Annotated in this window: 18 protein-coding genes; 14 read left to right on the top strand and 4 right to left on the bottom strand. The window is 54.8% G+C overall.

The features are described 5' to 3' along the window. Positions 1 to 15 precede the first annotated feature (15 nt). Positions 16 to 1,140 carry an N-acetylmuramoyl-L-alanine amidase gene (locus NST84_RS26895; RefSeq protein WP_342563126.1) on the bottom strand — a complete coding sequence of 375 codons (1,125 nt, stop codon included), beginning with the start codon at positions 1,138 to 1,140 and terminating at the stop codon, positions 16 to 18. Between the two features lie 160 nt (positions 1,141 to 1,300). Between NST84_RS26895 and NST84_RS26890 the strand changes: the two genes are divergently transcribed. From NST84_RS26890 to NST84_RS26875, 4 genes are all read left to right on the top strand, one after another. After that, positions 1,301 to 2,305 (top strand): nucleotide-binding protein, encoded by a 1,005-nt coding sequence (locus NST84_RS26890; protein WP_342563125.1) that lies wholly within the window; start codon positions 1,301 to 1,303, stop codon positions 2,303 to 2,305. Positions 2,306 to 2,308: 3 nt separating this feature from the next. Further along, positions 2,309 to 2,536: a hypothetical protein gene (locus NST84_RS26885; RefSeq protein ID WP_342563124.1), complete on the top strand. Its 228-nt coding sequence runs from the start codon at positions 2,309 to 2,311 to the stop codon at positions 2,534 to 2,536. A gap of 164 nt (positions 2,537 to 2,700) precedes the next feature. After that, positions 2,701 to 2,838 (top strand): hypothetical protein, encoded by a 138-nt coding sequence (locus tag NST84_RS26880; RefSeq protein ID WP_342563123.1) that lies wholly within the window; start codon positions 2,701 to 2,703, stop codon positions 2,836 to 2,838. 6 nt (positions 2,839 to 2,844) lie between these two features. Next, entirely contained in the window at positions 2,845 to 3,324 is a 480-nt protein-coding gene (locus NST84_RS26875) for a hypothetical protein (protein WP_342563122.1), read from the top strand. On the opposite strand, the gene NST84_RS26870 is transcribed toward NST84_RS26875, so the two are convergent. Continuing rightward, on the bottom strand, positions 3,263 to 4,537 hold the full coding sequence (locus NST84_RS26870) for an MFS transporter (RefSeq protein ID WP_342563121.1): 1,275 nt from the start codon (positions 4,535 to 4,537) through the stop codon (positions 3,263 to 3,265). The two genes, NST84_RS26875 and NST84_RS26870, sit on opposite strands and share 62 nt — an antisense overlap. Before the next feature lie 110 nt (positions 4,538 to 4,647). On the opposite strand from NST84_RS26870, the gene NST84_RS26865 reads away from it, so the two are divergent. Continuing rightward, complete coding sequence (locus NST84_RS26865; protein ID WP_342563120.1) at positions 4,648 to 5,514, top strand: helix-turn-helix domain-containing protein; 867 nt, start codon at positions 4,648 to 4,650, stop codon at positions 5,512 to 5,514. Positions 5,515 to 5,620: 106 nt separating this feature from the next. Here the strand turns inward: NST84_RS26865 and NST84_RS26860 are convergent, their stop codons facing one another. Next, positions 5,621 to 6,721: an LLM class flavin-dependent oxidoreductase gene (locus NST84_RS26860; protein WP_342563119.1), complete on the bottom strand. Its 1,101-nt coding sequence runs from the start codon at positions 6,719 to 6,721 to the stop codon at positions 5,621 to 5,623. A 358-nt stretch (positions 6,722 to 7,079) separates the two neighbouring features. Here NST84_RS26860 and NST84_RS26855 point away from each other — a divergent pair, with 358 nt between their 5' ends. From NST84_RS26855 to NST84_RS26815, 9 genes are all read left to right on the top strand, one after another. Further along, positions 7,080 to 7,856, top strand: a complete 777-nt coding sequence (locus NST84_RS26855) for an ABC transporter ATP-binding protein (RefSeq protein ID WP_342563118.1) — start codon at positions 7,080 to 7,082, stop codon at positions 7,854 to 7,856. Positions 7,857 to 7,952: 96 nt separating this feature from the next. After that, entirely contained in the window at positions 7,953 to 8,756 is an 804-nt protein-coding gene (locus tag NST84_RS26850; protein ID WP_342563117.1) for an ABC transporter permease, read from the top strand. A 14-nt stretch (positions 8,757 to 8,770) separates the two neighbouring features. Then, a complete protein-coding gene (locus NST84_RS26845; protein WP_342563116.1) occupies positions 8,771 to 9,658 on the top strand; it encodes an ABC transporter permease in 888 nt (295 codons plus the stop codon). Positions 9,659 to 9,682: 24 nt separating this feature from the next. Beyond that, positions 9,683 to 11,293: an FAD-binding protein gene (locus NST84_RS26840; protein WP_342563115.1), complete on the top strand. Its 1,611-nt coding sequence runs from the start codon at positions 9,683 to 9,685 to the stop codon at positions 11,291 to 11,293. Further along, a complete protein-coding gene (locus tag NST84_RS26835) occupies positions 11,290 to 11,622 on the top strand; it encodes a ferredoxin family protein (RefSeq protein ID WP_039877290.1) in 333 nt (110 codons plus the stop codon). The genes NST84_RS26840 and NST84_RS26835 overlap by 4 nt, the downstream gene beginning before the upstream one ends. Before the next feature lie 44 nt (positions 11,623 to 11,666). Beyond that, positions 11,667 to 12,734: an ABC transporter substrate-binding protein gene (locus NST84_RS26830; RefSeq protein WP_342563114.1), complete on the top strand. Its 1,068-nt coding sequence runs from the start codon at positions 11,667 to 11,669 to the stop codon at positions 12,732 to 12,734. A 73-nt stretch (positions 12,735 to 12,807) separates the two neighbouring features. Further along, on the top strand, positions 12,808 to 12,996 hold the full coding sequence (locus NST84_RS26825) for a hypothetical protein (RefSeq protein WP_342563113.1): 189 nt from the start codon (positions 12,808 to 12,810) through the stop codon (positions 12,994 to 12,996). 425 nt (positions 12,997 to 13,421) lie between these two features. Beyond that, the gene (locus NST84_RS26820; RefSeq protein ID WP_342563112.1) at positions 13,422 to 15,026 is read left to right on the top strand and encodes an FAD-binding protein; all 1,605 of its coding nucleotides are present in this window, start codon (positions 13,422 to 13,424) and stop codon (positions 15,024 to 15,026) included. Continuing rightward, the gene (locus tag NST84_RS26815) at positions 15,023 to 15,367 is read left to right on the top strand and encodes a ferredoxin family protein (RefSeq protein ID WP_342563111.1); all 345 of its coding nucleotides are present in this window, start codon (positions 15,023 to 15,025) and stop codon (positions 15,365 to 15,367) included. The genes NST84_RS26820 and NST84_RS26815 overlap by 4 nt, the downstream gene beginning before the upstream one ends. 104 nt (positions 15,368 to 15,471) lie before the next feature. On the opposite strand, the gene NST84_RS26810 is transcribed toward NST84_RS26815, so the two are convergent. Further along, positions 15,472 to 21,303 carry an S-layer homology domain-containing protein gene (locus NST84_RS26810; protein ID WP_342563110.1) on the bottom strand — a complete coding sequence of 1,944 codons (5,832 nt, stop codon included), beginning with the start codon at positions 21,301 to 21,303 and terminating at the stop codon, positions 15,472 to 15,474. Between the last annotated feature and the right edge of the window lies 1 nt (position 21,304).

The following is a 21,304-nucleotide window of genomic DNA, read 5'->3' as shown; positions in this document are numbered from 1 at the left end:
TATTGTTTTGCCGTTTTATTTAAAATAATCAGCCAGCCCTTCGGCAATAGCCTTGGCGGCTTTTTTCTGATAGCTGGAGGTACGGACAATCGACTCATCGTAAGGGTTGCTCAGGAATCCCAGCTCCACCAGGGCAGCCGGAAGCTTATTTTCCCTCAGGATATGATAATTGCCATAGGACAACCCGTTGCTCTTGAGGCCGATTCCCTGGCCCAGCCTGTTCTCAATCGCCCGGGCCAGCCGCAGATCATCTGATTCCGAATAGAAGAAGGTCAGCGTACCCGATACATTCTTCGGTGAAGAATTATAATGAATGCTGACAAAAGCATCCGCACCCGCCGAATGGCCGATCTGCACCCTGCGGGCAAGCGTAGGCTTCTGGCTTGCTGTAGTCCTTGTCATCTGGACCGTTGCTCCCTTGGCCGTAAGGTAATCCCTCACGTAAAGGGCTGTCTGCAGGGTCAGATCCTTCTCCATTGTGTTATAAGTGGTGCCAAGCATGCCGGGATCGTTGCCGCCATGTCCCGCATCGATAACGATCAGCTTGCTGCCGATCTTGCTTGTTCCCTTGGAGCTTGAGCTTGTTGCGGAAGCAGTAGTCACTCCGCTTGAGGAGCCTCCGCTGGAAAGATACTGGGCCGACACCCAGCCGACCTCACCAGCGGATGTACGGATGCGTGCCCACCCGTTCTCGCGGGTCAGTATAGTTACTTTATCATTAGCCTTCAGCGAGCCTACCACCGCGTAGCCGGTTCCCGGGCCGCCTCTGATCCGCAGGGAATCTGCCGTTACCGTTGCAGCAGTGCTGCCGGAGGACTTAACCAGTGAGACGGAGGATGCCGTCACTACTGAAGCAGAATCTCCGTTTACCTTCTTGAGATAATACCCTGCAACCCAGCCTGTGAGCGAACCGGAGCGGACCTTCATCCAGCCGTGCTGCTCATCGGTTACGGTTACTGTTGCCCCGTTCTTTAAGGAGCCAACCGCTGAAGCTCCTGCTGCCGGCTCGCTGCGGACAGTAAGCGAACTTGCGTATACCTTTGCGGTGTAAGACGCCAAAGCGTCAGCCTGGCTGCCTGTAAGCAGGGCACCGGTTATGATGCCGGCCAGAAGGAGTGCTTTATGTATGCTTTTGATCATAGGAAGCCTCATTTCCCCGGGTAATAAACTGATATTACCCGCTCCGATGGCAGAGGAACAGGTTATTAATTAGTAATTTTAGAAAATGAGACTCTGTTCCTAGATGCCAAACATCTGTATAATTATTACAGATCAGGATAACTGACAAAGGAGATCATCCGTGACCAGACCAAAATGTTTCATTGGATCATCCAGAGAATCCATCCGTTATGCAAGAGCAATACATGAGCAGCTGAAGCGTGAGGTTCAGGTAACCCCCTGGTATGCCAATGCCTTCCGGGCGAACGAATATACGATGGAATCACTGGAGCGGCATTTGGACGAAAGTGATTTTGCCGTATTTGTCTTTTCGCCTGATGATGTGGCCCTGATCCGCGGTAAATATTATTATGTGACCCGGGATAACACACAGTTTGAGATGGGCATGTTCTGGGCCCGGCTGCGCCGCAGCCGCGTATTCTGTCTGCTGCCGGACCGGATTCAGCCGCGCAGTGATCTGATTCCCGGCACTAATGTGGAGGAATATCATCTGCTGTCGGATCTGGCGGGACTTACGCCGCTGGAATATGAATGGCAGCATGAGAATCCGGTAGCGGCAGTCGATGTCAGCTGCGGGAAGATCATCGACATGATTCATGAGCAGGGAAGCTACCTTGACCCGCAGAAGGAACTTGCGCAGCTGACGCTCGAACTCAGGCGGAAAGAAAGTATCCTTCATTTCTTTTGGCAATATAATAGTAATGTAGCCGGACCTGAGACAGCAGAGAAATACCAGGCGCTCAGCGAGGCTGTCCGCAACTCCTTCGTGCCGCCGGAGCAGTGCCGGGTAATCGGTGCCGCCCTGTGGCGGGCCAGCGGGGAGGAAGGCCTGAAGCAGGTCGGCGGCAATGTGGGCCGCGGGCATGTTTACCCGTTTGCGCCGGATGACGGCAAGCAGGAGAAACGGCCCGGGGTAGTGGATGCTTTTTTACGCCGGGAATGGACCTTTTTTCAGCGGACTGAAGTTGCGGAGGTCTATATCCTATGCTATCCTTTAGGGGAAAAGCATGTCCTTTCTGTCCATTTTTCGGGCAACGACGGGCTGTCGGCCGAGGATTTGAAGGCAGCCGTCAAGTATAACCGCGATTTGTTCCGGACCGTCAATCATTTAGTGGGAGGGGACTAGAGCATGAAGAATATGAAGGGTGTAGTCAGTCTTTCAGGTGCTGTCCGCCGGACCGCAGGCGGTAGCTCAGGCACAAGCCGCAGCAAAGGCAGGAAGAACGCCGGCCGTACCGCCAAGCCGTCTGCGTCAACTGATCACGTCTACCTCGCACCGTCGGTTAACGGCGGGGATGAGGAGTACAAGAAGCTGGTCAGCGGCAAGGTTGATAACAAGAAGCCATCATTTGCTTAATTGAAGCTGGAAACAGAACAGTCCATTCAGGTCCCCGGGAGATCCCGGGGCCTTTTTTTGACTGGAAAAAAAGCGTGGAAATTGCTTCCGGACAGTATTATCCTCTCCGACCTGAGAATCAGGACAAAAGTAGGAGGAGCCTGCCGTGGGATAGAGGGCAATATTTGGCGGGGGGGGGGGGGGGGGGGGGCTGGCGGCTGGCCGGGAAAGGCGAAATCAGAGGCAATTATGCCCTTGATTCGGCCCGCCTGGTCGGGATGGGCGAAATCAGAGGCATTTATGCCCTTGATTCGGCCCAGTAGGCCGGGATGGGCGAAATCAGAGGCATTTATGCCCTTGATTCGGCCCGGCTGGCCGGGAAAGGCGAAATCAGAGGCATTTATGCCCTTGATTCGGCCCGGCTGGCCGGGAAAGGCGAAATCAGAGGCATTTATGCCCTTGATTCGGCCCGGCTGGCCGGGATGGGCGAAATCAGAGGCATTTATGCTCTTGATTCGGCCCGGCTGGCCGGGAAAGGCGAAATCAGAGGCATTTATGCTCTTGATTCGGCCCGGCTGGCCGGGATGGGCGAAATCAGAGGCAATTATGCCCTTGATTCGGGCCGACTGACCGGGATGGGCGAAATCAGAGGCATTTATGCCCTTGATTCGGCCCGGCTGGCTGGAATAGGCGAAATCAGAGGCAATTATGCCCTTGATTTAGCCCGGCTGGCCGGGAAAGGCGAAATCAGAGGCATTTATGCTCTTGATTCGGCCGAGCAGCCGGAGTGGCCCCGGATTTTACTGTAGTCCGCGAACGCAGATGCTTCATCCCCGCCGCCCGGATCAGTCCCGCACCGGCCAGTGTGATTACCGCCAGCAGCCCGAAGACAGGCCAGGCCGTCTGGAAACCGAACAGCCCCAGCAGACTGCCCCCGACAACCGGGCCGCTGATCGTCCCCAGCTTCACAATCTCCGTACAGCCGAAGTAGAGGCCTTTATTTTCCGCACAAGAAAGCTCATCCACCAGGGCATCAAACCGCGCGCCGATCAGCAGCTCACCCAGACTGAACACAATAATGAACAGCAGCAGCGGAAGGTAAGCAGCAGGAAAGAGGAAGAACAGAAAGCTCAGTCCGATCAGCAGATTGCTGAGCAGCACCACGTTGAACGGATTCCAGCCGGATATCAGGCGCAGCACGGCGAACTGGGCAGCCAGAATGACAATGGCGTTGGCCGACAACAAAATAGAGTATAACCGGGTACCATCCGCGGGCATGGCAGTGTTCGACAGAAACTGAGAGACCGTACTGTTTAGCTGCGAATAGCCGAAATAGGAAAAGCTCATGCCTGCCACCAGCAGCAGGTATACATGATCTTTGCGGATCACGGAGAGGGCCTGCAGGCTGCGGACGCTTTTAATCTGAACAGGAATAGGGGCATTAGCTGCAGCGGGAGTCTTGCGGAAAAAGTATGACGTGGAAGCGCCGTACAGAATATACATGATGCCGAGGATGACGTAGGGGAACAGGGTCATTTTCATATTAAACAGCAGACTGAGCAGAGGACCGGCAAAACAGCCGACGTTAATCGCCGTGTAGCGCAGGTTGAATACGAGCAGACGATGCTCCGGGAGGGACTCAGTGGACAGCATCTTTTTGCTGGCTGGTTCGAAGAGAGAATAGCACAAGCCGTTCAGCGCGTTCAGCACCAGAAAGCTCCAGAAGCCGCCGGCAAAATAAAACAGAATGAACACCGTGCCCCAGACTAGGGGCGTGTACAGAAGGATTTTGTGCAGCGGCAGTTTATCGGCGATTGCACCCCCGAGCCAGCTGAAAGCGACACCCGCCAGCGGATTAACCGCGAGGATCAGACTGGTGAGCAGGAGCGGGATATGCTTTTGACTCATCAGAAAAATAGACAGATAAGGAACGCTCATGAACAGGGCCGTTCTCGTAAAAAGAGTCCCCGCCAGAATATTCCACACCCTGCTGTTCAGCTGTCGTGCTGCAAGTAAATTCATCGTTATTTTCCCCCTGAAAGGTGTATTTTCTTTGCGCCGAGTGTAGCATATAATGGAAAATATTCATTAAAAATGTGCCGGATACTCACACGGGGCGGAGGAGGCGAGCAATGATTCTTGGCAAAACGGTCGGACAGATCCGCAGGTCAAAAGGAATTAAACAGGCCGTACTGGCCGGTGGCATCATGAGCCGCTCCAATCTCTCGCGTTTTGAAAGCGGGCATTATTATCCCGGTTATGACAAGCTGATTCTGCTGCTGGACAAGCTGGAGATGTCGCTGGAGGAGCTGCTGTTTCTGCATCAGGACAACGCTCCCCAACTGAAGCGGACGCTGCATCTGAGCCTGACTGAGGCGGGCAACCGGTATGATTTTGAATGTGTCAGGGCGGTCAGCCGGGAGTGCCGCCTCATGTATGAGTCTACAAAGACTGAAGCCTACTACCATCTGTATCTGCTTGGCCAGGGGGTGCTGATTCAGCATCAGCAGGCGGATGAAATCAGGACATTGCCTGAAATTGCCGCGTATATCAAACCGTATTTACTTGGTGTGGACAGATGGTACCTTTACGAGTTCAAGCTGCTGAACAATTTTCTGTTTACGCTCAGCTGCAGCGATGCCGTATTTTTTGGCCTCAGAGGGGCGAAGGAATTTGACCGATACCAGTCTTTTCCCGAGAGCAGGACGGTCCAGCAGCATCTGCTGCAGAACCTCTCGATTCTGTGCCTCAAGGAACGCCGCTATGAGCAGGGCCTGCAATTTCTTGAACAAGCGCTCCCGTTAGCCGATAAAACCCATCTGCTGTACGATAAAATTATTACTCAGGTCTACTATGAGCTTACATTGCTCTGCCTGAAACGGAAGGATAGCACGGCTGAGCTGATATCCTATCTGAATATCCTCAAACAGCTGGAGTTCGAAGACAGTTATCAGGCGCTGCTGAAGGTATGCCGCGGGCATCTGGTGGAAGGGATCTAAGTGTGGTGACTATCATGTTATATATGCAAAAAGAAAAAGCTGCGCTGTCCAGTAAGGTGGACAATGCAGCTTTTTTAGTAAGCTTAATTTAGGATGGGGGCGTAGATTAGTGCCCGGCAGAACTGTTCTTTTTGGCGATTTCCCGGCGCACAACCGGAGCAACCTCTGTGGCGAGCAGTTCGATGGCGGTAGCTACTTTGCTGTAGGGAAGCCCGCCGATGTCGAGCTGGGTCATGAAGCGGTTATGGCCGAACAGCTCATGCTGGTAAAGGATCTTCTCGATGATCTGCTGCGGGCTGCCGACAGCCAGCGTATTGACCGGGGAAACGAAGCGGCCGAAGTCGCTGCGTGAAACCCGGTATTCCTGTCCGGGCTTCGGGCTGATGGCGTTGCGGTAGCTGTAATAGTAAGGGTAGTATTCATCGACCGCCTGCTGCGAGGTTTTGGCGATATAGCCGTGGCTCGTAATGGCAATCTTCAGGTCTTCGGCAGCATGTCCGGCCTCGGCGCCGCTGCGGCGGTAAGTGCCTGCAAGATTCTGGAACGGCTCGGGACTGCCGCTGAGAATCGCAATTGCCATTCCGATACCCAGCCGTCCGGCCTGCTCGGCACTCTCAGGAGAGCCGCCAATTCCCACCCAGAGCGGGAGCTTAGGCTGCAGGGGACGGGGAGCAATCTCCGCATTGGTCAGCGGTGAGCGGAAGCTGCCCTTCCAGTTCACGACCTCATGCTTGTTCAGCTCCAGCAGCAGCTCCAGATTCTCGGCAAACAGCTTCTTATAGTCCTCCAGATCGTACCCGAACAGCGGGAAGGATTCGAGAAAAGCGCCGCGCCCGTTAATAATCTCCGCCCGGCCGCCGGACAGCAGATCCAGGGTGGCAAAATCCTCGAAAATCCGTACCGGATCAGCTGTGCTCAGCACAGTGGTCGCACTGGTCAGCTTGATCTGCTTGGTCACCTGGGCAATAGCAGCGAGTACAACCGGCATGGAGGAGATAACAAAATCCAGCCGGTGATGCTCCCCCACGCCAAAGACATCAAGGCCTGCTTCGTCTGCCAGCTGAGCAGCAGCAATAACCTCCTGCAGCCGCTGCTGCGGACTGATCTGCTGCCCGGTATGGCAATCCGCCACCAGATCGCCCAGGGTATAAATGCCGAACTCAAATGCCGGGGTAATGCCCGGCTTCATGTTGTTGTTAATAGTCATAATACAGACCCCTTATATCTCAAAATAGTTATCATGCTTGTCCGTTGTACATAGGATAGTGAATATTATAACACAACAACTTACAAAATGTAAGTTTATGAGTAAATGTTTCTTTTGAGTAAACGGATTACCGGCAGATTCTGCCCGGTTAGGCACTTTGCTATACAAATTAAATGATGTCTTTTTGTTGACAGACCTGAGGATTGGTGATATTTTAAATGCACAAATTCAAATTGTTTTACTTTGAATTACATTGGCCGACTGTACAAACAGAGGTGCCCGTGCTATCCAGCGCGAGGTCCCTCTGTTTTTTTTGTATACCAGTTTGTATACCAGCGAACCATAAGGAGGAGCAGAGATGGGAGAGGTCATGCTGTCCATTGCGCAGCTGAACAAGAGCTTTGACACCGCCGGAGGACAGGTAAAGGCATTGCATGAGGTGAATCTGGATGTGCAGCAGGGGGAGTTCGTCACCGTGATCGGCCCGAGCGGCTGCGGTAAAAGCACGCTGCTGCGCATCGTCGCCGGACTCGATACAGGCTATACCGGCAGTGTGACGCTGGAGGGGGAGCGGATTGGCGGTCCGGGGATTGATAAAGGGTTTATTTTTCAGGAGCACCGGCTGTTTCCCTGGCTTACCGTTGAGAAGAATATTGCCTCGGATCTGCCGCTCAGCCGGCCGGATGTCCGGCAGAAGGTAGATGAGCTGATTGAGCTGGTGAAGCTGAACGGCTTTGAAAAAGCGTATCCCCGTGAGCTCTCAGGAGGAATGGCCCAGCGGGTGGCAATTGCCCGGGCGCTACTGCGGAATCCGAAGATTTTGCTGCTCGATGAGCCGTTTGGTGCACTGGACGCTTTTACCCGGGCCCATATGCAGACGGTGCTGCTGGATATCTGGCGGAAGAACCGGACCACGATGATTTTTGTGACACATGATATTGATGAAGCAGTCTATCTTGGAGGAAGGGTGGTTATTCTGGAGCCGAGACCGGGCAAAATCCGTAAAATTGTGCCGATTGATCTCCCCTATCCGCGCAAGAAGACTACAACCTCCTTTCAGGAGCTGCGCCTAAGGGTGCTTAATTATTTTGAGAAGGTGGAGGAGCTGGAATTGACGGACGGGGCAGGGATTTAGGACACAGGCTTTATTATTTGAATAATAGGTATTATTGCCGTCATATATCCGACTTAAACAATGCGAATTGTAAATATAATTTAAGGGGGCAATTATATGAGCAACCAGGCTGTGGCCGCAGGTGCAGCAGGTAAACCCGGAAAAGCGGTTATTGCCGGACTCGGCCTGCTACTGCCGGGAAGCCTGCTGATTGCGTGGCAGCTGCTGGGCCATTACGGGATTTTGTCAGAAATGCTGTTTCCGACACCTTACACCATTACCCAGTCGTTCCTTTCACTGGCCGTAAGCGGCGATCTGTGGAGCCATTTCCGGGTCAGCGCCGTGCGGGCCTTCTCCGGATTTCTGCTCGGCGGGGGACTGGGGCTGCTGCTGGGCATTCTGGTCGGACTGTTCCGCAGATCGGAGCGGCTGCTGGACCCGTCGCTGCAGATGATCAGGATGATTCCCAGCCTTGCGGTTGTACCGCTGTTTATTCTCTGGTTCGGAATCGGCGAGGAATCGAAAGTGCTGCTGATCGCAAAAGGCGCGTTCTTCCCGGTCTATATTAACACCTTCATGGGCATCCGCGGTACGGACAACAAGCTGTTTGAAGTATCCAAGGTACTCGGCTTCAGCAAGATGCAGCAGGTTCTCCGGCTGGTGCTTCCGGCGGCGGTGCCGAACATTATGCTCGGTGTACGCCTGTCGCTGGGATTATCCTGGCTGGGGCTGGTTGTGGCTGAACTGATCGCCTCCACCTCAGGCATCGGCTACATGATGTCGGATGCCCGCCAGTTTGCTGATACGCCAGTCGTATTTGTCGGAATTATTGTGTTTGCCGCTGCGGGGCTGCTGAGTGATACGGTTGTCCGTCTGATTGAACGGCGGCTGCTGAGATGGAAGGACAGCTATCAAGGATAGGAGGAATGTACAGCATGAGCAACGGGATCGAAATGATTGTTAAGTCAGCTAAAAGCGTAAGGGAAGCACATGATTACACCGGAACAGCACCTGTATCTGCGTCTAACAAGCGAAAAAAGCCATACTCTCTCCGGACGAAGATACTTCTGTCCGACTGGGCAGCCGGGGCCGCCATACCGGCGGCAGTTATTGCACTGTGGCAGCTCGGCGGGAGTGCAGGCTGGATCTCGCCGGAGTTTCTGCCGACACCCTGGTCGATTTTGTCGGCTTTTGCCGGACTTGCGGCCAGCGGCGAGCTGCTCCATCACCTCGGGGTGAGCATCGGCCGGGCCGGGCTCGGCTATGTGATAGGCGGAATTCTCGGCCTGCTGCTCGGCATATTGACCGGTCTGTTCCGCAAAGCGGAGTATCTGCTTGACCCCAGTGTCCAGGTGCTGCGGCTGGTTCCGCATCTGGCCATTGCGCCGCTGATTATCCTCTGGTTCGGCTTCGGCGAGGTGTCGAAGGTGGCTATCATTTTGAGCGGCGCCTTCTTCCCGCTGTACATCAACACCTTTATGGGCATCCGGGGCGTGGACAACAAGTTGTTTGAGGTAGCCAGAGTGCTTGGCTTCGGACCGCTGCAGAAGCTGCGCCGGCTGATTCTGCCGGCTGCGCTGCCCGGCATTTTGCTCGGGTTGCGTCTTTCAATGGCCGTGGCCTGGATCGGCCTGGTTGTTGCTGAACTTATCGGCTCTTCTTCCGGAGTAGGGTTTCTGATTAATGAAGCCAAGCAGAATTCCAATACGGAAGTCATTTTTGTAGGCATCATTATTTTTGCTATTGTCGGCAAGCTGATTGATTCCTTATTCCGCGTCATCGAACGCAAGCTCCTGCACTGGCGGGACAGCTATCAGGGCTAAATAAACCAAGGGGGCTGAAGGTAAATGAATCTTTCCATCGGACATACAGGAGTACTGAATCTGCAGGCGGATGTGCTGGTAATCGGCGGAGGTCCGGCAGGTACGTGGGCGGCACTTACGGCAGCAGCCAAAGGCGCCAAGGTTATTCTGGCCGATAAAGGCTACTGCGGCTCCAGCGGAGCTACTGCTCCGTCAGGTACGGGAGTGTGGTACGTGCAGCCGGACGACAAGCTGCGTGAAGAGGCCAAGGCCAGCCGTTACTCGATGGGCGGCAAGCTGGCGGAGCACCGCTGGATGGACAGGGTGCTGGACCGCACCTATGAGAATATGAACCGGCTGGGCGTCTCCGGATACCCGTTCCCGCTGGATGAGCACGGCAACCAGTACCGCCGGAGCCTGCAGGGGCCGGAATATATGAGGCTGATGCGTAAGCTGGTCAAGAAGGCGGGAGTGAAGATTCTGGACCACAGTCCGGCGCTTGAGCTGCTGGCCGATGGACACGGTGTCGCCGGGGCAACCGGTGTACAGACCCAGAGCGGAGAAGGATGGAGCGTCCAGGCGGGGGCAGTCGTCATTGCGACCGGGGGGTGCGCCTTCCTCAGCAAGGCGCTGGGCTGTAACGTGCTGACAGGTGACGGCTACCTGTTCGCCGCCGAAGCCGGGGCCAGCCTGTCGGGCATGGAATTCTCCAATGCCTATGCGATCTGCCCGACCTTCTCGTCCGTCACCAAAACAGCCTACTACAGCTATGCCAGCTTCTATTATGAAGACGGAAGCGTGGTGGAAGGTGCAGGCTCTAAAAAGGGCCGCTCAATCATCGCCCGCAATCTGCTGGCCGGCCGCCAGGTCTATGCCAAGCTTGACGGTGCTTCTGAGGATTTGCAGCCGCTGCTGCGGGTTGCCCAGACGAATTTCTTTCTGCCGTTCGACCGCCGGGGCATTAATCCGTTTAAGGATGCTTTTCCGGTTACCCTGCGGCTGGAAGGTACGGTACGCGGCACCGGCGGCATCCGCATAACGGATGAAGACTGCGGCACCGGCGTTCCGGGGCTATATGCCGCAGGAGATGCGGCAACCCGCGAGCTGATCTGCGGCGGCTTCACCGGCGGCGGCAGCCACAATGCCGCCTGGGCGATGTCCTCCGGCTCCTTTGCCGGAGAGGGGGCAGCCGCCTATGCCGCCGGACTGGGGCAGCATGCCGCTGACCGTAAGCCGCGCGGACTGTCCACCTCACCGCTGGTTGACCAGCAGGTGAAGCCGGGAACGGCGGCGCGCGCAGCGGAGTTTGTCTCGGCTGTGCAGGACGAAGTCAAGCCGTACGACATCAACCTGTTCCGTACAGAGCAGGGGCTGACCTCCTCACTCGGCCGCCTGGACGGACTGTGGAAGGAGCAGCGCAGCCGGGAAATTCAGCGTACACCCGAAGGGGTGAAGGCCCGCGAAGCGGAAGCCATGACGGCAACTGCCCGCTGGATGTATAGCTCCGCTCTGGCACGTACCGAAACCAGAGGTATGCATAAACGCGAGGATTATAAGGAAACGGACAACGGCCAGCATCACCGGCTGATCAGCGGCGGACTGGATCAGGTATGGGTCAAAACAGAAGAAGTAGCGAAGGAGAGTGTACTACTGTGATTGAAGTCATCAGCGCTGCCAGGTGTGTAGAGTGCAACCAGTGCGTATCCGTCTGCCCGACGAATGTGTTCGACCGGGTAGAGGACGGAATCCCCGTCATCGCCCGGCAGAGCGATTGCCAGACCTGCTTCATGTGCGAGCTGTATTGCCCTGTTGATGCGCTATATGTTGCACCTGACTCTGAAACGGTTATCGGTGTGACTGAAGCGGAGCTGGAAGAGCAGGGGCTGCTCGGCGGGTACAGGGAAAAGGTAGGCTGGGGCAGAGGCAGACAGCCGGTGGCAAGTCATGACTTTATGTATAAACTGGCGGCCAGAGCCGGGTTCTAGAAATAGCAATCATCTGATATCAGACCGAGGGGAGAACAACATTAATGAAATCGTACAGAAAGATTCAAGGCGGACGGAAAAAGGGGGCTCGCGGGCTGCTGTTCGCAAGTCTGGTCATGATCATGCTGGTGCTGCAGGCCTGCGGCAATAATGCAAACTCCGGCAACAGTGCAGCTTCACCAGCAGGCGGCAATAATACTGCGGAGGCCGCAGGCAGTGAAACAGCTACGGCCACTGCACCGGCTGTGCTGAATTTCGGCTATATCGGCTCCAACAAGCTGAACGTGCCGGGCGGCGCAGAGGGCTGGGGCTTTTACAAAGGAATTATTCAGGAGGAGCTTAAGAAATACGGCATCACTGAAGTGAAGCTCACCGGCTTCCCGAACGGACCGGACCAGACAGAGTCACTGATCAGCGGCCGGCTTGATTTTGGCAGCCTTGGGGATACACCGGCCATTATCGCTTACGCCTCCGGCGCCAAAACCCGCCTGATCTCCCAATCCTCGGCCCACACCGTAGGCTATCTGATCGGTAAAAAGGACGGCCCGAAGACGATTAAGGATCTGCAGGGCAAGACGATTGCGATCCAAAAAGGCTCCTTCATGCACCGTTATGTGGTAGGACTGCTGCAGCAGGAGGGGGTAACCGACTATAAGCTGGTTCACATGCTGATTCCTGATGCTACTGCTGCACTCGCCAGAGGGGATGTGGATGCAACGACCAACCTCGGCGTTCCGGCATTGAAGCTGATTGATGAAGGCTACACTCACCTGGATGATGCCTCGAAGCATCCGGATCTGCTGGGCTCCAGCGCTACTGTAGTCTCTGAGGATTATCTGGAGAAATTCCCGGACTTCCCGAAGGTATGGAATGAGGCGCGTGAAAAAGCATTGGCTGATCTTAAACAGCATGAAGATGAATATTACGAATTCCTGGCCGAAATCGGCGATACTACGCCGGAGCTGGCGAAACAGGTCAATCCGATCAGCGATATCAAGGATACTGCCTTCACCGGAGAGGGCACCAAGCTGCTGGAGGGCACCAAGAACTTCCTGGTCGAAGAAAAGCTGGCCAAAAAAGACTTCAACATCACCGACTGGCAGCTGCAATAACGTTCAAGCGGAGGGATGAGCTTGTGGGAAACGGACTGTAACGGTAAAAAGCTTCCGCCTGCCGCTGGCAGAGTTGGCAGATACAGGCCGGATCGGCATTCTCGGCCACAGCAGGGCAGGCGGCGGCACCATTATTTTCGCCGCCGAGCATCCGGAGGTTGCTGCCCTGGTTGTCTGGAACGGCGGTTCGCCGCCGCCCCGGACAATTCAGGACGGCGCAGCGGAGCCGACGCTGCGGGAGCAGAAGGATGACGCAGGATGAGGCAGGACGGGCAGGGAAAAATGAGCAGGGTGGCAGTCGGTCAAGAAGACGATCGGACAAAGAGCGAAGTGGGTGTGAACTTAGTTGGATTTTCGTCACTTAATTCCGCTGTTTTCCGGAAATGTGGATCATTAGGTGGAAAAAAGGCATCTAAATCTGGCCGGATAGTCCCTTTGGAGCTCATTTTGCAAAATTAAGTGCCGTTTTTCCACCTAAGCTGCTCATACCGGGCAACTTGGGAGAATTAGTTGTCAAAAATCCACTTAGCTCGATGAGCGAACGTTTGCATTCTTGGAATCAGCGCTATTGAGCTACTGAGCTACCGATCCAACGATCTACCGAGCCTATTTCTGGGCATGAAATTACTTAAAAAGGCCGCGAATGCCACACAGCGAGAGCTATCACACATTTTAAGGAGGAATACAATGCCGCAACAGCAGATAACTACAGATGTGCTTGTGCTGGGCGGAGGCCCGGCCGGGGCATGGGCGGCATGGCATGCAGCCTCGCAAGGGGCACAGGTCATTCTCGCCGATAAAGGCTACCTCGGAACAAGCGGCGCTACGGCGCCGGGCGGGACAACTCTGCTGGTGATTCCGCCGGTAGCCGAGCTGCGGGATGAGGCGGTTCAGGCCAGATTACGGGCAGGCGGCTACCTGTCAGAGAACAGCTGGATTCACCGGGTGCTGGATCAGGTGGAGCAGAATCTGCAGCAGATTGAGGAGTGGGGCTACCCTTTTCCGAAGGACGGGGACGGCAATCCGCTGCGGACCCATCTGCACGGTCCGGAATATATGAAGATTATGCGGCGGGTTGTACGTAAGGCCGGTATCAGAATTCTGGACCAGTCTCCGGCACTGGAGCTGCTGCATGATGAGCATGGCGTCGGCGGAGCCCGCGGCATTAACCGACTGACCGGGGAAACCTGGGAGGTGCGGGCAAATGCGGTGGTTATGGCGACCGGCGGCTGTGCTTTCCTCAGCAAAGGCCTGGGCTGCAACGTGCTCACAGGCGAAGGCCTGCTGATGTCAGCTGAGGCAGGAGCTGAACTTTCGGGTATGGAATTTACCCGGCAGTATGCTCCGAGCTTTGCTGGCGGCACGGTGACGCGCGGCCGGATGCTGGCCTGGGCAACGCTGTACGATGCGGCGGGCAATCCGCTGCACCGCGGCGACCGCACCTTCGGCAGCATCCCGGATCTGATGCTCAAAGGTCCGGTCTATGCCTCGCTGGACCTGGCTGACACGGAAGCGAAGCAGCAGTTCCTGCGTAACGCCCATCCGATCTTTTTCATGCCGCTGGAGCGGGCGGGGATTAATCCGTTCAAGGATAAATTCCCACTCACGCTCCGCTATGAAGGCACGATGCGCGGCACGGGCGGCCTGCGCCTCACCGGCACCGACTGCAGCACCACGGTGCCGGGCCTGTACGCCGCCGGAGATGCGGCCTCCCGCGAGAAGGTCACCGGCGCCATCTCCGGCGGCGGCGCCTACAACGCTTCCTGGGCCATCTGCAGCGGCAGCTGGGCTGGCCAGGGAGCAGCGCGGCACGCGCTGGCGCAGCCGCGCCGGGCAGACAGCCGGCCGCTCCGCGCCGCCGGCCGCCTGGGGCTCGCCGGCGGTGCCTCGGCAAGCGGGACGCTGGACCCGAAGCCGCTGACCGCGGCGGTCCAGCAGGAGATCCTGCCGCTGCGGATCAATTATTTCCGCAGCGAGCCAGGGGTCGCCGCCGCGCTGCAGCGGCTGGATAGCCTGATGCCCTATATCACCGGCCGCCCGCCGGCCACGGTACAGGGCATCGTGCAGTCCCGCGAAGCGGCGGCCATGCTGCAGGCCGGCCGCTGGATCTACACCGCTGCGCTGGCCCGCAAAGAGAGCCGGGGGCTGCAGCGGCTAGCAGAATATCCGGCGCTGGACCCGCGCCAGACCCACCGGCTGATCCTCTCGGGTATCCACCAGATCAGGACCAGTACAGAGCAGGTGCCGCATGCCCATGAGCTGCAGGCAGCGAGAAAGGAGCAGGTCATATGATCGAACTGGTCAGCAGGGACCGCTGTATCGGCTGCAAGCTGTGTGTGAAGGTGTGCCCGACCAATGTGTTTGAGATGCAGGGCAAGCTTGCCGTTATTGCCCGGCAGGAGGACTGCCAGACCTGCTTCATGTGCGAAGCCTACTGTCCTGTGGACGCGCTATATGTAGCACCGCAAGGCGAGGTATCCGTTCAGGTTAATGAACAGGAGCTGATCAGCTCAGGGCTGCTCGGCAGCTGGCGGGCGGAGATCGGCTGGAATCCGGGGGCAGAGGAGACGATGGCGGAGCGGGATACAACGCCTTTCTTTGAGGTGTTCACGGAGACGTACCGGGGCCAATAAGTAAGCAATTCAAGCGCAATCAAAAAGTCGGATGAATACGGAAAGAACCCATCTTCCACGATTGTGGAGGATGGGTTCTTTTGTTCATTCAGAGTCTTTTTTTATTAAATCGAGTGATTTCCGAAGAACTGATAGCTTCCTTTAGGGAACACGTTCCATTCTCCCTCCAGCGAGAACTGCTGCGAGCCGGTATAAATGCCGGGCTTGCGGACAATCGTTCCGCCGGACGGCAGAAATTTCTGGGTGGATGTCGGATTGCCTAACATATCCACGATTTGACCGTTCTTTTTGAGGACAATGGCTACAACGTCAAATTGGGTTGGATCATAGAGTGAAAGCTCGTCATTGTAATACCAGATATTCATAATATCAAACGCATCGTAAAAAATATTGTCGATAAAAATGTAAGGCGGTTGAGTCGGCCATCCTGAATTAATAGGTACAGATGTACTCACGATGGTCTTAGTATTCTTCATATACCTGTACACTTCAACGGTATACCCCTGGGGGTTCGCAATTGGAGTACCTGTATTTTTGTAAAATAGCTCCAGAGCGATTCGTCCGTCTCCGCCATCCAGATATTCTGAGAAGAACAGCTCGCCGGATCCTTGCGGGGTCACTGTAATGGACAGCACGATCGCCCGCCCGTCAGCGCCAATGATCCATATATAGCCCCCGGGCATTGGCTGGCCTGTCCAGGTGGTACCGTTCAGTGTTGTCGGACCGGTAAAGGTACTGTCAGCGGTCCCGAAATACTCTGTAAAGGTTGTCTGGCCCGGAAACAGCTTCGAAATATCGTAAGAGATAGACTGTACCCCAGTCTTGGTACGGATGGCTACGAACCCGTCAGTTACAAGCTGAGCCGTTCTTAACGGGAAGCTGTAGGTTCCTGTTCCGCCCTTGCCGTCTGAAGCCGTAACCGTTACCTGACCGCTGGCGGAAGTATTGGCTGCCGCTGACAAAGATAACGTACTTCCCGAAACCTCGACGGTTCCGGCTGCTGCATTATCGATGACGGCTGTAAAGGTCAGGCTGTCACCGTCAGCATCTTCAAAGAGCTGGGACAGGTCGTAATTGCGCGTATTGGTGACACCGGGCGTCAGAAGCTGCGGTGAAATTGTAGCTACTGCTACCGGTGCTTTATTCGGCGGTGCAGCGGACACAGTCACCGTAAATGAGGCTGTAGCTTGTCCTCCGCGCTGATCCTGTGCAGTTACTTCAATTATAGCGGTTCCTGCAGCTGCCGGGGTCAGCTTCAGAGTGCTGCCCGTAACAGCTGCAGTGACGCTGCTGCTGTTACTTGAGCTGGCACTGAAGCTGAGCGTATCTCCATCAGCATCGGTGAAGGCTGCACCCAGAATTATTTCAGCCGCCGGACTGCTTAAGTAGAGCGTTGTATCCCCTAGCTTGCCGGTTACTGCCTTTGGTACGGCGTTGACATTTACGGTAAAGGACACCTGTGTTTTGCCCCCGTTAGCATCGGTGGCAGTCACCTGGATGACGGGGGAACCGGGCGCTTTTGGTGTAATTGTAAGTTTGCCATCCGATACAGATACTGCCGCTTTTGCCGGGTTGTTTGATTCGGCAGTATAAGTAAGCGCACCGCCTTCCGGATCAGTAAAGGCAGGCTGCAGATTAATCTCCTGTGCGCTGTCGTTCTCCTGCAAATTTAAATCCGGCAGGCTTCCCGCAGTGGCAATTGGAGCTGCGTTTACGAATACTTCAATGTTTTCGACAGTTTCATTGCCCTTATCGTCACTGGCTGTCACTTTAATCTTAACGGTGCCGGGTGCTTTAGGTGTAAGTGTAAGCTTACTTCCGGCAAGTGAAGCGGTAGCGATGCCGGGGTCTTCTGATACAGCACTGTAAGAGATCGCATCCTGCTCCGGATCACTGAAAATAGCGGACAGCTCGAGGTCGGAGGCGCTGCCGTTTTCCTGCAGGATCTGTTTGTCAGTACCGGCAAAGACCGGGGCCTGATTCTTCAGCACCGTAACATTAAAGCTGTGCTCTGTGATTCCACCCTTACCGTCATTGGCCTGAATAGTGACAGTAGTTGTTCCCGGAGCTTTTTGCGTCAAGGTAAGCTTGCTGCCGGTCACAGCAGCTTCGACTGTTGCGGTATCAGCTGAGGAAACAGAGTACACAATTGTATCCCCATCAGGGTCAGTGAAATAGGAAGACAGCTGAAGCTCCTGCGGAAGCCCGTATTGCGGCAGCTGCTGGGCTGTGATAGCCGTGACAACCGGCTTGGCATTAACGTCAACGGTAAACGTCCGCTGGGTAGTACCTTCATAGTTATCCTTCGCCGTCACAGTCAGCGTCACGGTTCCATGAGCTTTTGGTGTTACGCTCAGGATACTGCCGGTGATAGCTGCAGAGGCAATGCTAATGTCCGAGCTGGTCACCGTATAGGTCAGCGCACCGCCCTCTGGGTCGGAAAAAGCAGTCAGCAGATTGATATCCCGGGTAATGTCGCTTTCCTGCAAATCCAGATCCTGAAGACTTCCCGCAGCAGCGACTGGAGCCGCATTAACCAGCACTTCAATATTCTCGTTAGTTTCATTGCCCTTATCGTCACGGGCCGTCACGTTAATCTTAACAGTGCCGCTTGCTTTAGGTGTAAGCGTAAGCTTGCTTCCGGAAATGGATGAGGTAGCAATGCTGGAGTCTTCCGATACAGTATTGTAGAAGATCGCATCCTGCTCCGGATCACTGAAGATTAATGACAGCTCGAGATCGACGGAGCTGCCGTTCTCCTGCAGGATCTGTTTGTCAGTGCCGGCAAAGACCGGAGCCTGATTGCTGAGCACTGTAATATTAAAGCTATGCTCGGTGATTCCGCCCTTACCGTCATTTGCTTGAACAGTAATGATAGTTGTTCCCGGAGATTTCTGCGTCAAGGTAAGCTTGCTGCCGGTTACCGCAGCTTCAACTATTGCAGTGTCCGCTGAGGAAGCGGCATACACGAGAGTAGCCCCTTCCGGATCAGTGAAATAGGAGGAAAGCTGAAGCTCCTGCGGAAGACCGTATTGCGGCAGCGGCTGGGCAGTGACAGCCGAAACAACCGGCTTGCCATTAACGTCAGCGGTAAAAGTCTGCTGTGCAGTGCCGCCGAATTGATCTTTTGCTGTCACTGTAATTGTTGCGGTCCCGTGAGCTTTTGGCGTTACACTTAAAATATTGCCTGCAACAGCTGCGGCAGCAATGCTGTTATCCGAGCTGGCCGCCGTGTAAGTGAGGTCATCGCTGTCGGGATCAGTAAAAGCAGTGTCCAGGTCGAGTGTCAGCTTTTCACCGTTCTCCTGCAGCGCGTGATTACCCAGTTTTGCAGCCCCGATCTCTGGCGGATCATTTACAGTAAGCTCAAAGCTTGCCGAGACAATACCGGCGTAGCCGTCATTGGCCAGCACGGATATTGTAGTGGTTCCATGCCCGAAAGGAGTTAGTTTCAATGTATCATCGGAAACTTCGGCTGTGGCAACTGCCGGGTTACTTGACTGCACCGAATAAGTAAGCAGATCTCCGTCTTCATCATTGAAATAAACAGAAAGCTGGACCGTGGCCGGCTCATCTGTACCTTTGATCGATCTTGCCGGAATGGTCAACACTTGCGGAACAGTGTTGACATTAACGGTAAAAGTGATCTGGCTCGAACCGCCGCGTCCGTCCTCCGCATGTACTGTAACGGTTGCTCTACCATGCACCTGCGGTGTCAAAACCAGCTTATCGCCGTATACTGCCGTTCCTACACTGGCCGGATCACTGGATACGGCAGTGAAAGTAAGGGGATCAGGATCATCATCCGAGAAAAGCAGCTCCAGCGGGAACTCAACCGGAGCTCCGTTAATCTGCAGCAGCTGGTCATCCATATTACCTGCCGCGGGATTTTTATTGACCGTAACTGTGATTTCGGTTTCGGCTGTACCGCCACGGCCATCTTTTGCAGTGAGCTTAACCTTGGCTGTGCCGGCAGTATGGCCTGTCACAGTGAGTCTTTTGCCCGAGATCTGAGCTGTAGCGATCACAGGATTGCTGCTTACTGCCTCGTAGATCAGGCTGTCTGAATCAGCATCGCTGAACCAGCTGTTCAAATCAATTTCACGGGGGGCATCGCCAATTACAACTAACTGATTAGCGACTGCGGCTGTTGTAGCCGGCGGAGTATTCACAGTGACTTTGAAGCTGGATGTCGTTTTCTTTCCGTTCTGATCATCTGCAGACAGCAGAATGGTGACGTTGCTGCCGGCTTTTAACGGACTGAGTGTCAGTAGGTTACCGTTTAAGACAGCTCTAACTACAGAAGAGCTACCCGAGACAGCCACTAACTTAAGCTGGGTTTGTTCATCATCTTTAAATACGCCAGCAAGATCGATAACTTCGCTGGTACCAATTGTAAGTAGGCGGTCTGCAACCGGTGCAACAACTTTGGGTGCCGTATTTATAACTGGAGTCGAAAAGGTGGTCGTGGATGTGGACGTATTAGTTGTAGTCTGCACTGTTGTAGTGTTCACTGTAACGTTAGAGCTGCTGTTTACCTGCAGATTTTGCACAGTACCTGTACTATTTAGCGCCACGTTACCGGTACCTTGAACATTCAGGTTAGTAATGGAAGCATTTCCGGTCAGAGTAAAGGGTTGGTCTCCCGTTATTGTTGTGCTGTTGACAGTACCGTTGAGAGCAACCTGGCTGGCGGTTCCAGTAATAACAACATCGCTTAGTGGGGTTGCCGCATTTGCGCTGATCGTTGCATCAGAGGAGACGGTGACTTTTTCGGCTGTAGTGCTGCCTGTCGTTTCAAGATGTACGCCTGTTTTATTAACATCCACTGTATTCAGGGTAGAATCTTCAAACACTACAGTATTGCTGTCGCCGCCTAACACCTTCGTTTCACCGAGCACTTTTACATTTGAGGCTTTAAAATCATGCAGCAGCTTTGGGGTGATGATCAGGTCCCCGCGAACAGTCAGATTGCGTACGGACAGGTAATCTCCGCGAATCTCCAAATTTCCATCCAGTGTTGCGCCATGTCCGTCAAGTACGAGATTGCCACTGAATTCCTCCTGTCCTGCAACCGGTTCTTTACCGCTGCTGTTCAGATACAGTGTGTTCAGGGATTGAATGGTTCTGCCGCTGGAGGAAAAGGAAACTTCGGCTTTTTTCAGAACGTCCTGGTTGTCGGGGTTAATAAGGCTTGCAGATGGGTCCGACAAGGCGAACTTCACACCGCTGATTACAGCGCTGCCGCTGTTAATACTCTGCAAATTCTCCATCGTTGTATTAGAGAAGAACGTCGAAATAAGCAGTCCTGCCATCTCCTGCCGCTGAACTCCTGCTTTTGGCAGAAACTTACCGTCCGTAAGAAACATGTATCCCTTAACGATGGCGGTGCGCACATACGGTTTGGCCCAATCAGCCACACTGCTCCAATCTGCAGGCGGGGTAAAGTCTGCGGTCTCAGGGATAATCTCCTGCCCGGAAGCACGCACCAGCATTGCCGCTGATTCCTGGCGGGTAATCGGCGCCTTAGGCCAGAACTTTCCTGTTCCATCGCCTGACATAATACCGGCCGCAGTAATTGCGTTGATGGAGCTGCTGCTCCAGCTGGCTGCTTTGACGTCTGTATATGCGGTTTTGGCTGTTGCCGGCAAAAGCTCCAGCGTACGGAATAGCATGGCGGCCAGCTCTTGTCTGCTGACAATGTCAGCAGGATGGAATTTTCCGTCACTGTAACCGCCCATCAGGCCAAGCTCCACGGCGCGGTTCACGGATTCAAGCAGTGAGCTCTTAATGAGGCTGGCATCCTTCAGCTGCGCAAGATTACTGGAAGAGCTGGAGCTTGGTACGGGGCCAGCAGCAGCGGCAGCGCTCGAAAGAGGAAGTGCTGCGGCCAGCAGGGAAGACAGGGCTATTTTTTGAAACTTATTCATGGTCATG

This window comes from Paenibacillus sp. FSL R7-0345 (assembly GCF_038595055.1).
Lineage (GTDB): Bacteria > Bacillota > Bacilli > Paenibacillales > Paenibacillaceae > Paenibacillus_AQ.
The sequence above is the reverse complement of the archived record's forward strand: the minus strand, read 5'-3'. Positions and strand labels throughout refer to the sequence as shown.

Excerpts from the sequence above, each read along its gene's own strand:
- NST84_RS26870 (WP_342563121.1), bottom strand. The coding sequence starts at position 4,537 with ATGAATTTACTTGCAGCACGACAGCTGAACAGCAGGGTGTGGAATATT.
- NST84_RS26865 (WP_342563120.1), top strand. The coding sequence starts at position 4,648 with ATGATTCTTGGCAAAACGGTCGGACAGATCCGCAGGTCAAAAGGAATT.
- NST84_RS26820 (WP_342563112.1), top strand. The coding sequence starts at position 13,422 with ATGCCGCAACAGCAGATAACTACAGATGTGCTTGTGCTGGGCGGAGGC.
- NST84_RS26850 (WP_342563117.1), top strand. The coding sequence starts at position 7,953 with ATGAGCAACCAGGCTGTGGCCGCAGGTGCAGCAGGTAAACCCGGAAAA.
- NST84_RS26810 (WP_342563110.1), bottom strand. The coding sequence starts at position 21,303 with ATGACCATGAATAAGTTTCAAAAAATAGCCCTGTCTTCCCTGCTGGCC.
- NST84_RS26855 (WP_342563118.1), top strand. The coding sequence starts at position 7,080 with ATGGGAGAGGTCATGCTGTCCATTGCGCAGCTGAACAAGAGCTTTGAC.
- NST84_RS26830 (WP_342563114.1), top strand. The coding sequence starts at position 11,667 with ATGAAATCGTACAGAAAGATTCAAGGCGGACGGAAAAAGGGGGCTCGC.
- NST84_RS26895 (WP_342563126.1), bottom strand. The coding sequence starts at position 1,140 with ATGATCAAAAGCATACATAAAGCACTCCTTCTGGCCGGCATCATAACC.
- NST84_RS26840 (WP_342563115.1), top strand. The coding sequence starts at position 9,683 with ATGAATCTTTCCATCGGACATACAGGAGTACTGAATCTGCAGGCGGAT.
- NST84_RS26885 (WP_342563124.1), top strand. The coding sequence starts at position 2,309 with ATGAAGAATATGAAGGGTGTAGTCAGTCTTTCAGGTGCTGTCCGCCGG.
- NST84_RS26845 (WP_342563116.1), top strand. The coding sequence starts at position 8,771 with ATGAGCAACGGGATCGAAATGATTGTTAAGTCAGCTAAAAGCGTAAGG.
- NST84_RS26875 (WP_342563122.1), top strand. The coding sequence starts at position 2,845 with ATGGGCGAAATCAGAGGCATTTATGCCCTTGATTCGGCCCGGCTGGCC.
- NST84_RS26860 (WP_342563119.1), bottom strand. The coding sequence starts at position 6,721 with ATGACTATTAACAACAACATGAAGCCGGGCATTACCCCGGCATTTGAG.
- NST84_RS26815 (WP_342563111.1), top strand. The coding sequence starts at position 15,023 with ATGATCGAACTGGTCAGCAGGGACCGCTGTATCGGCTGCAAGCTGTGT.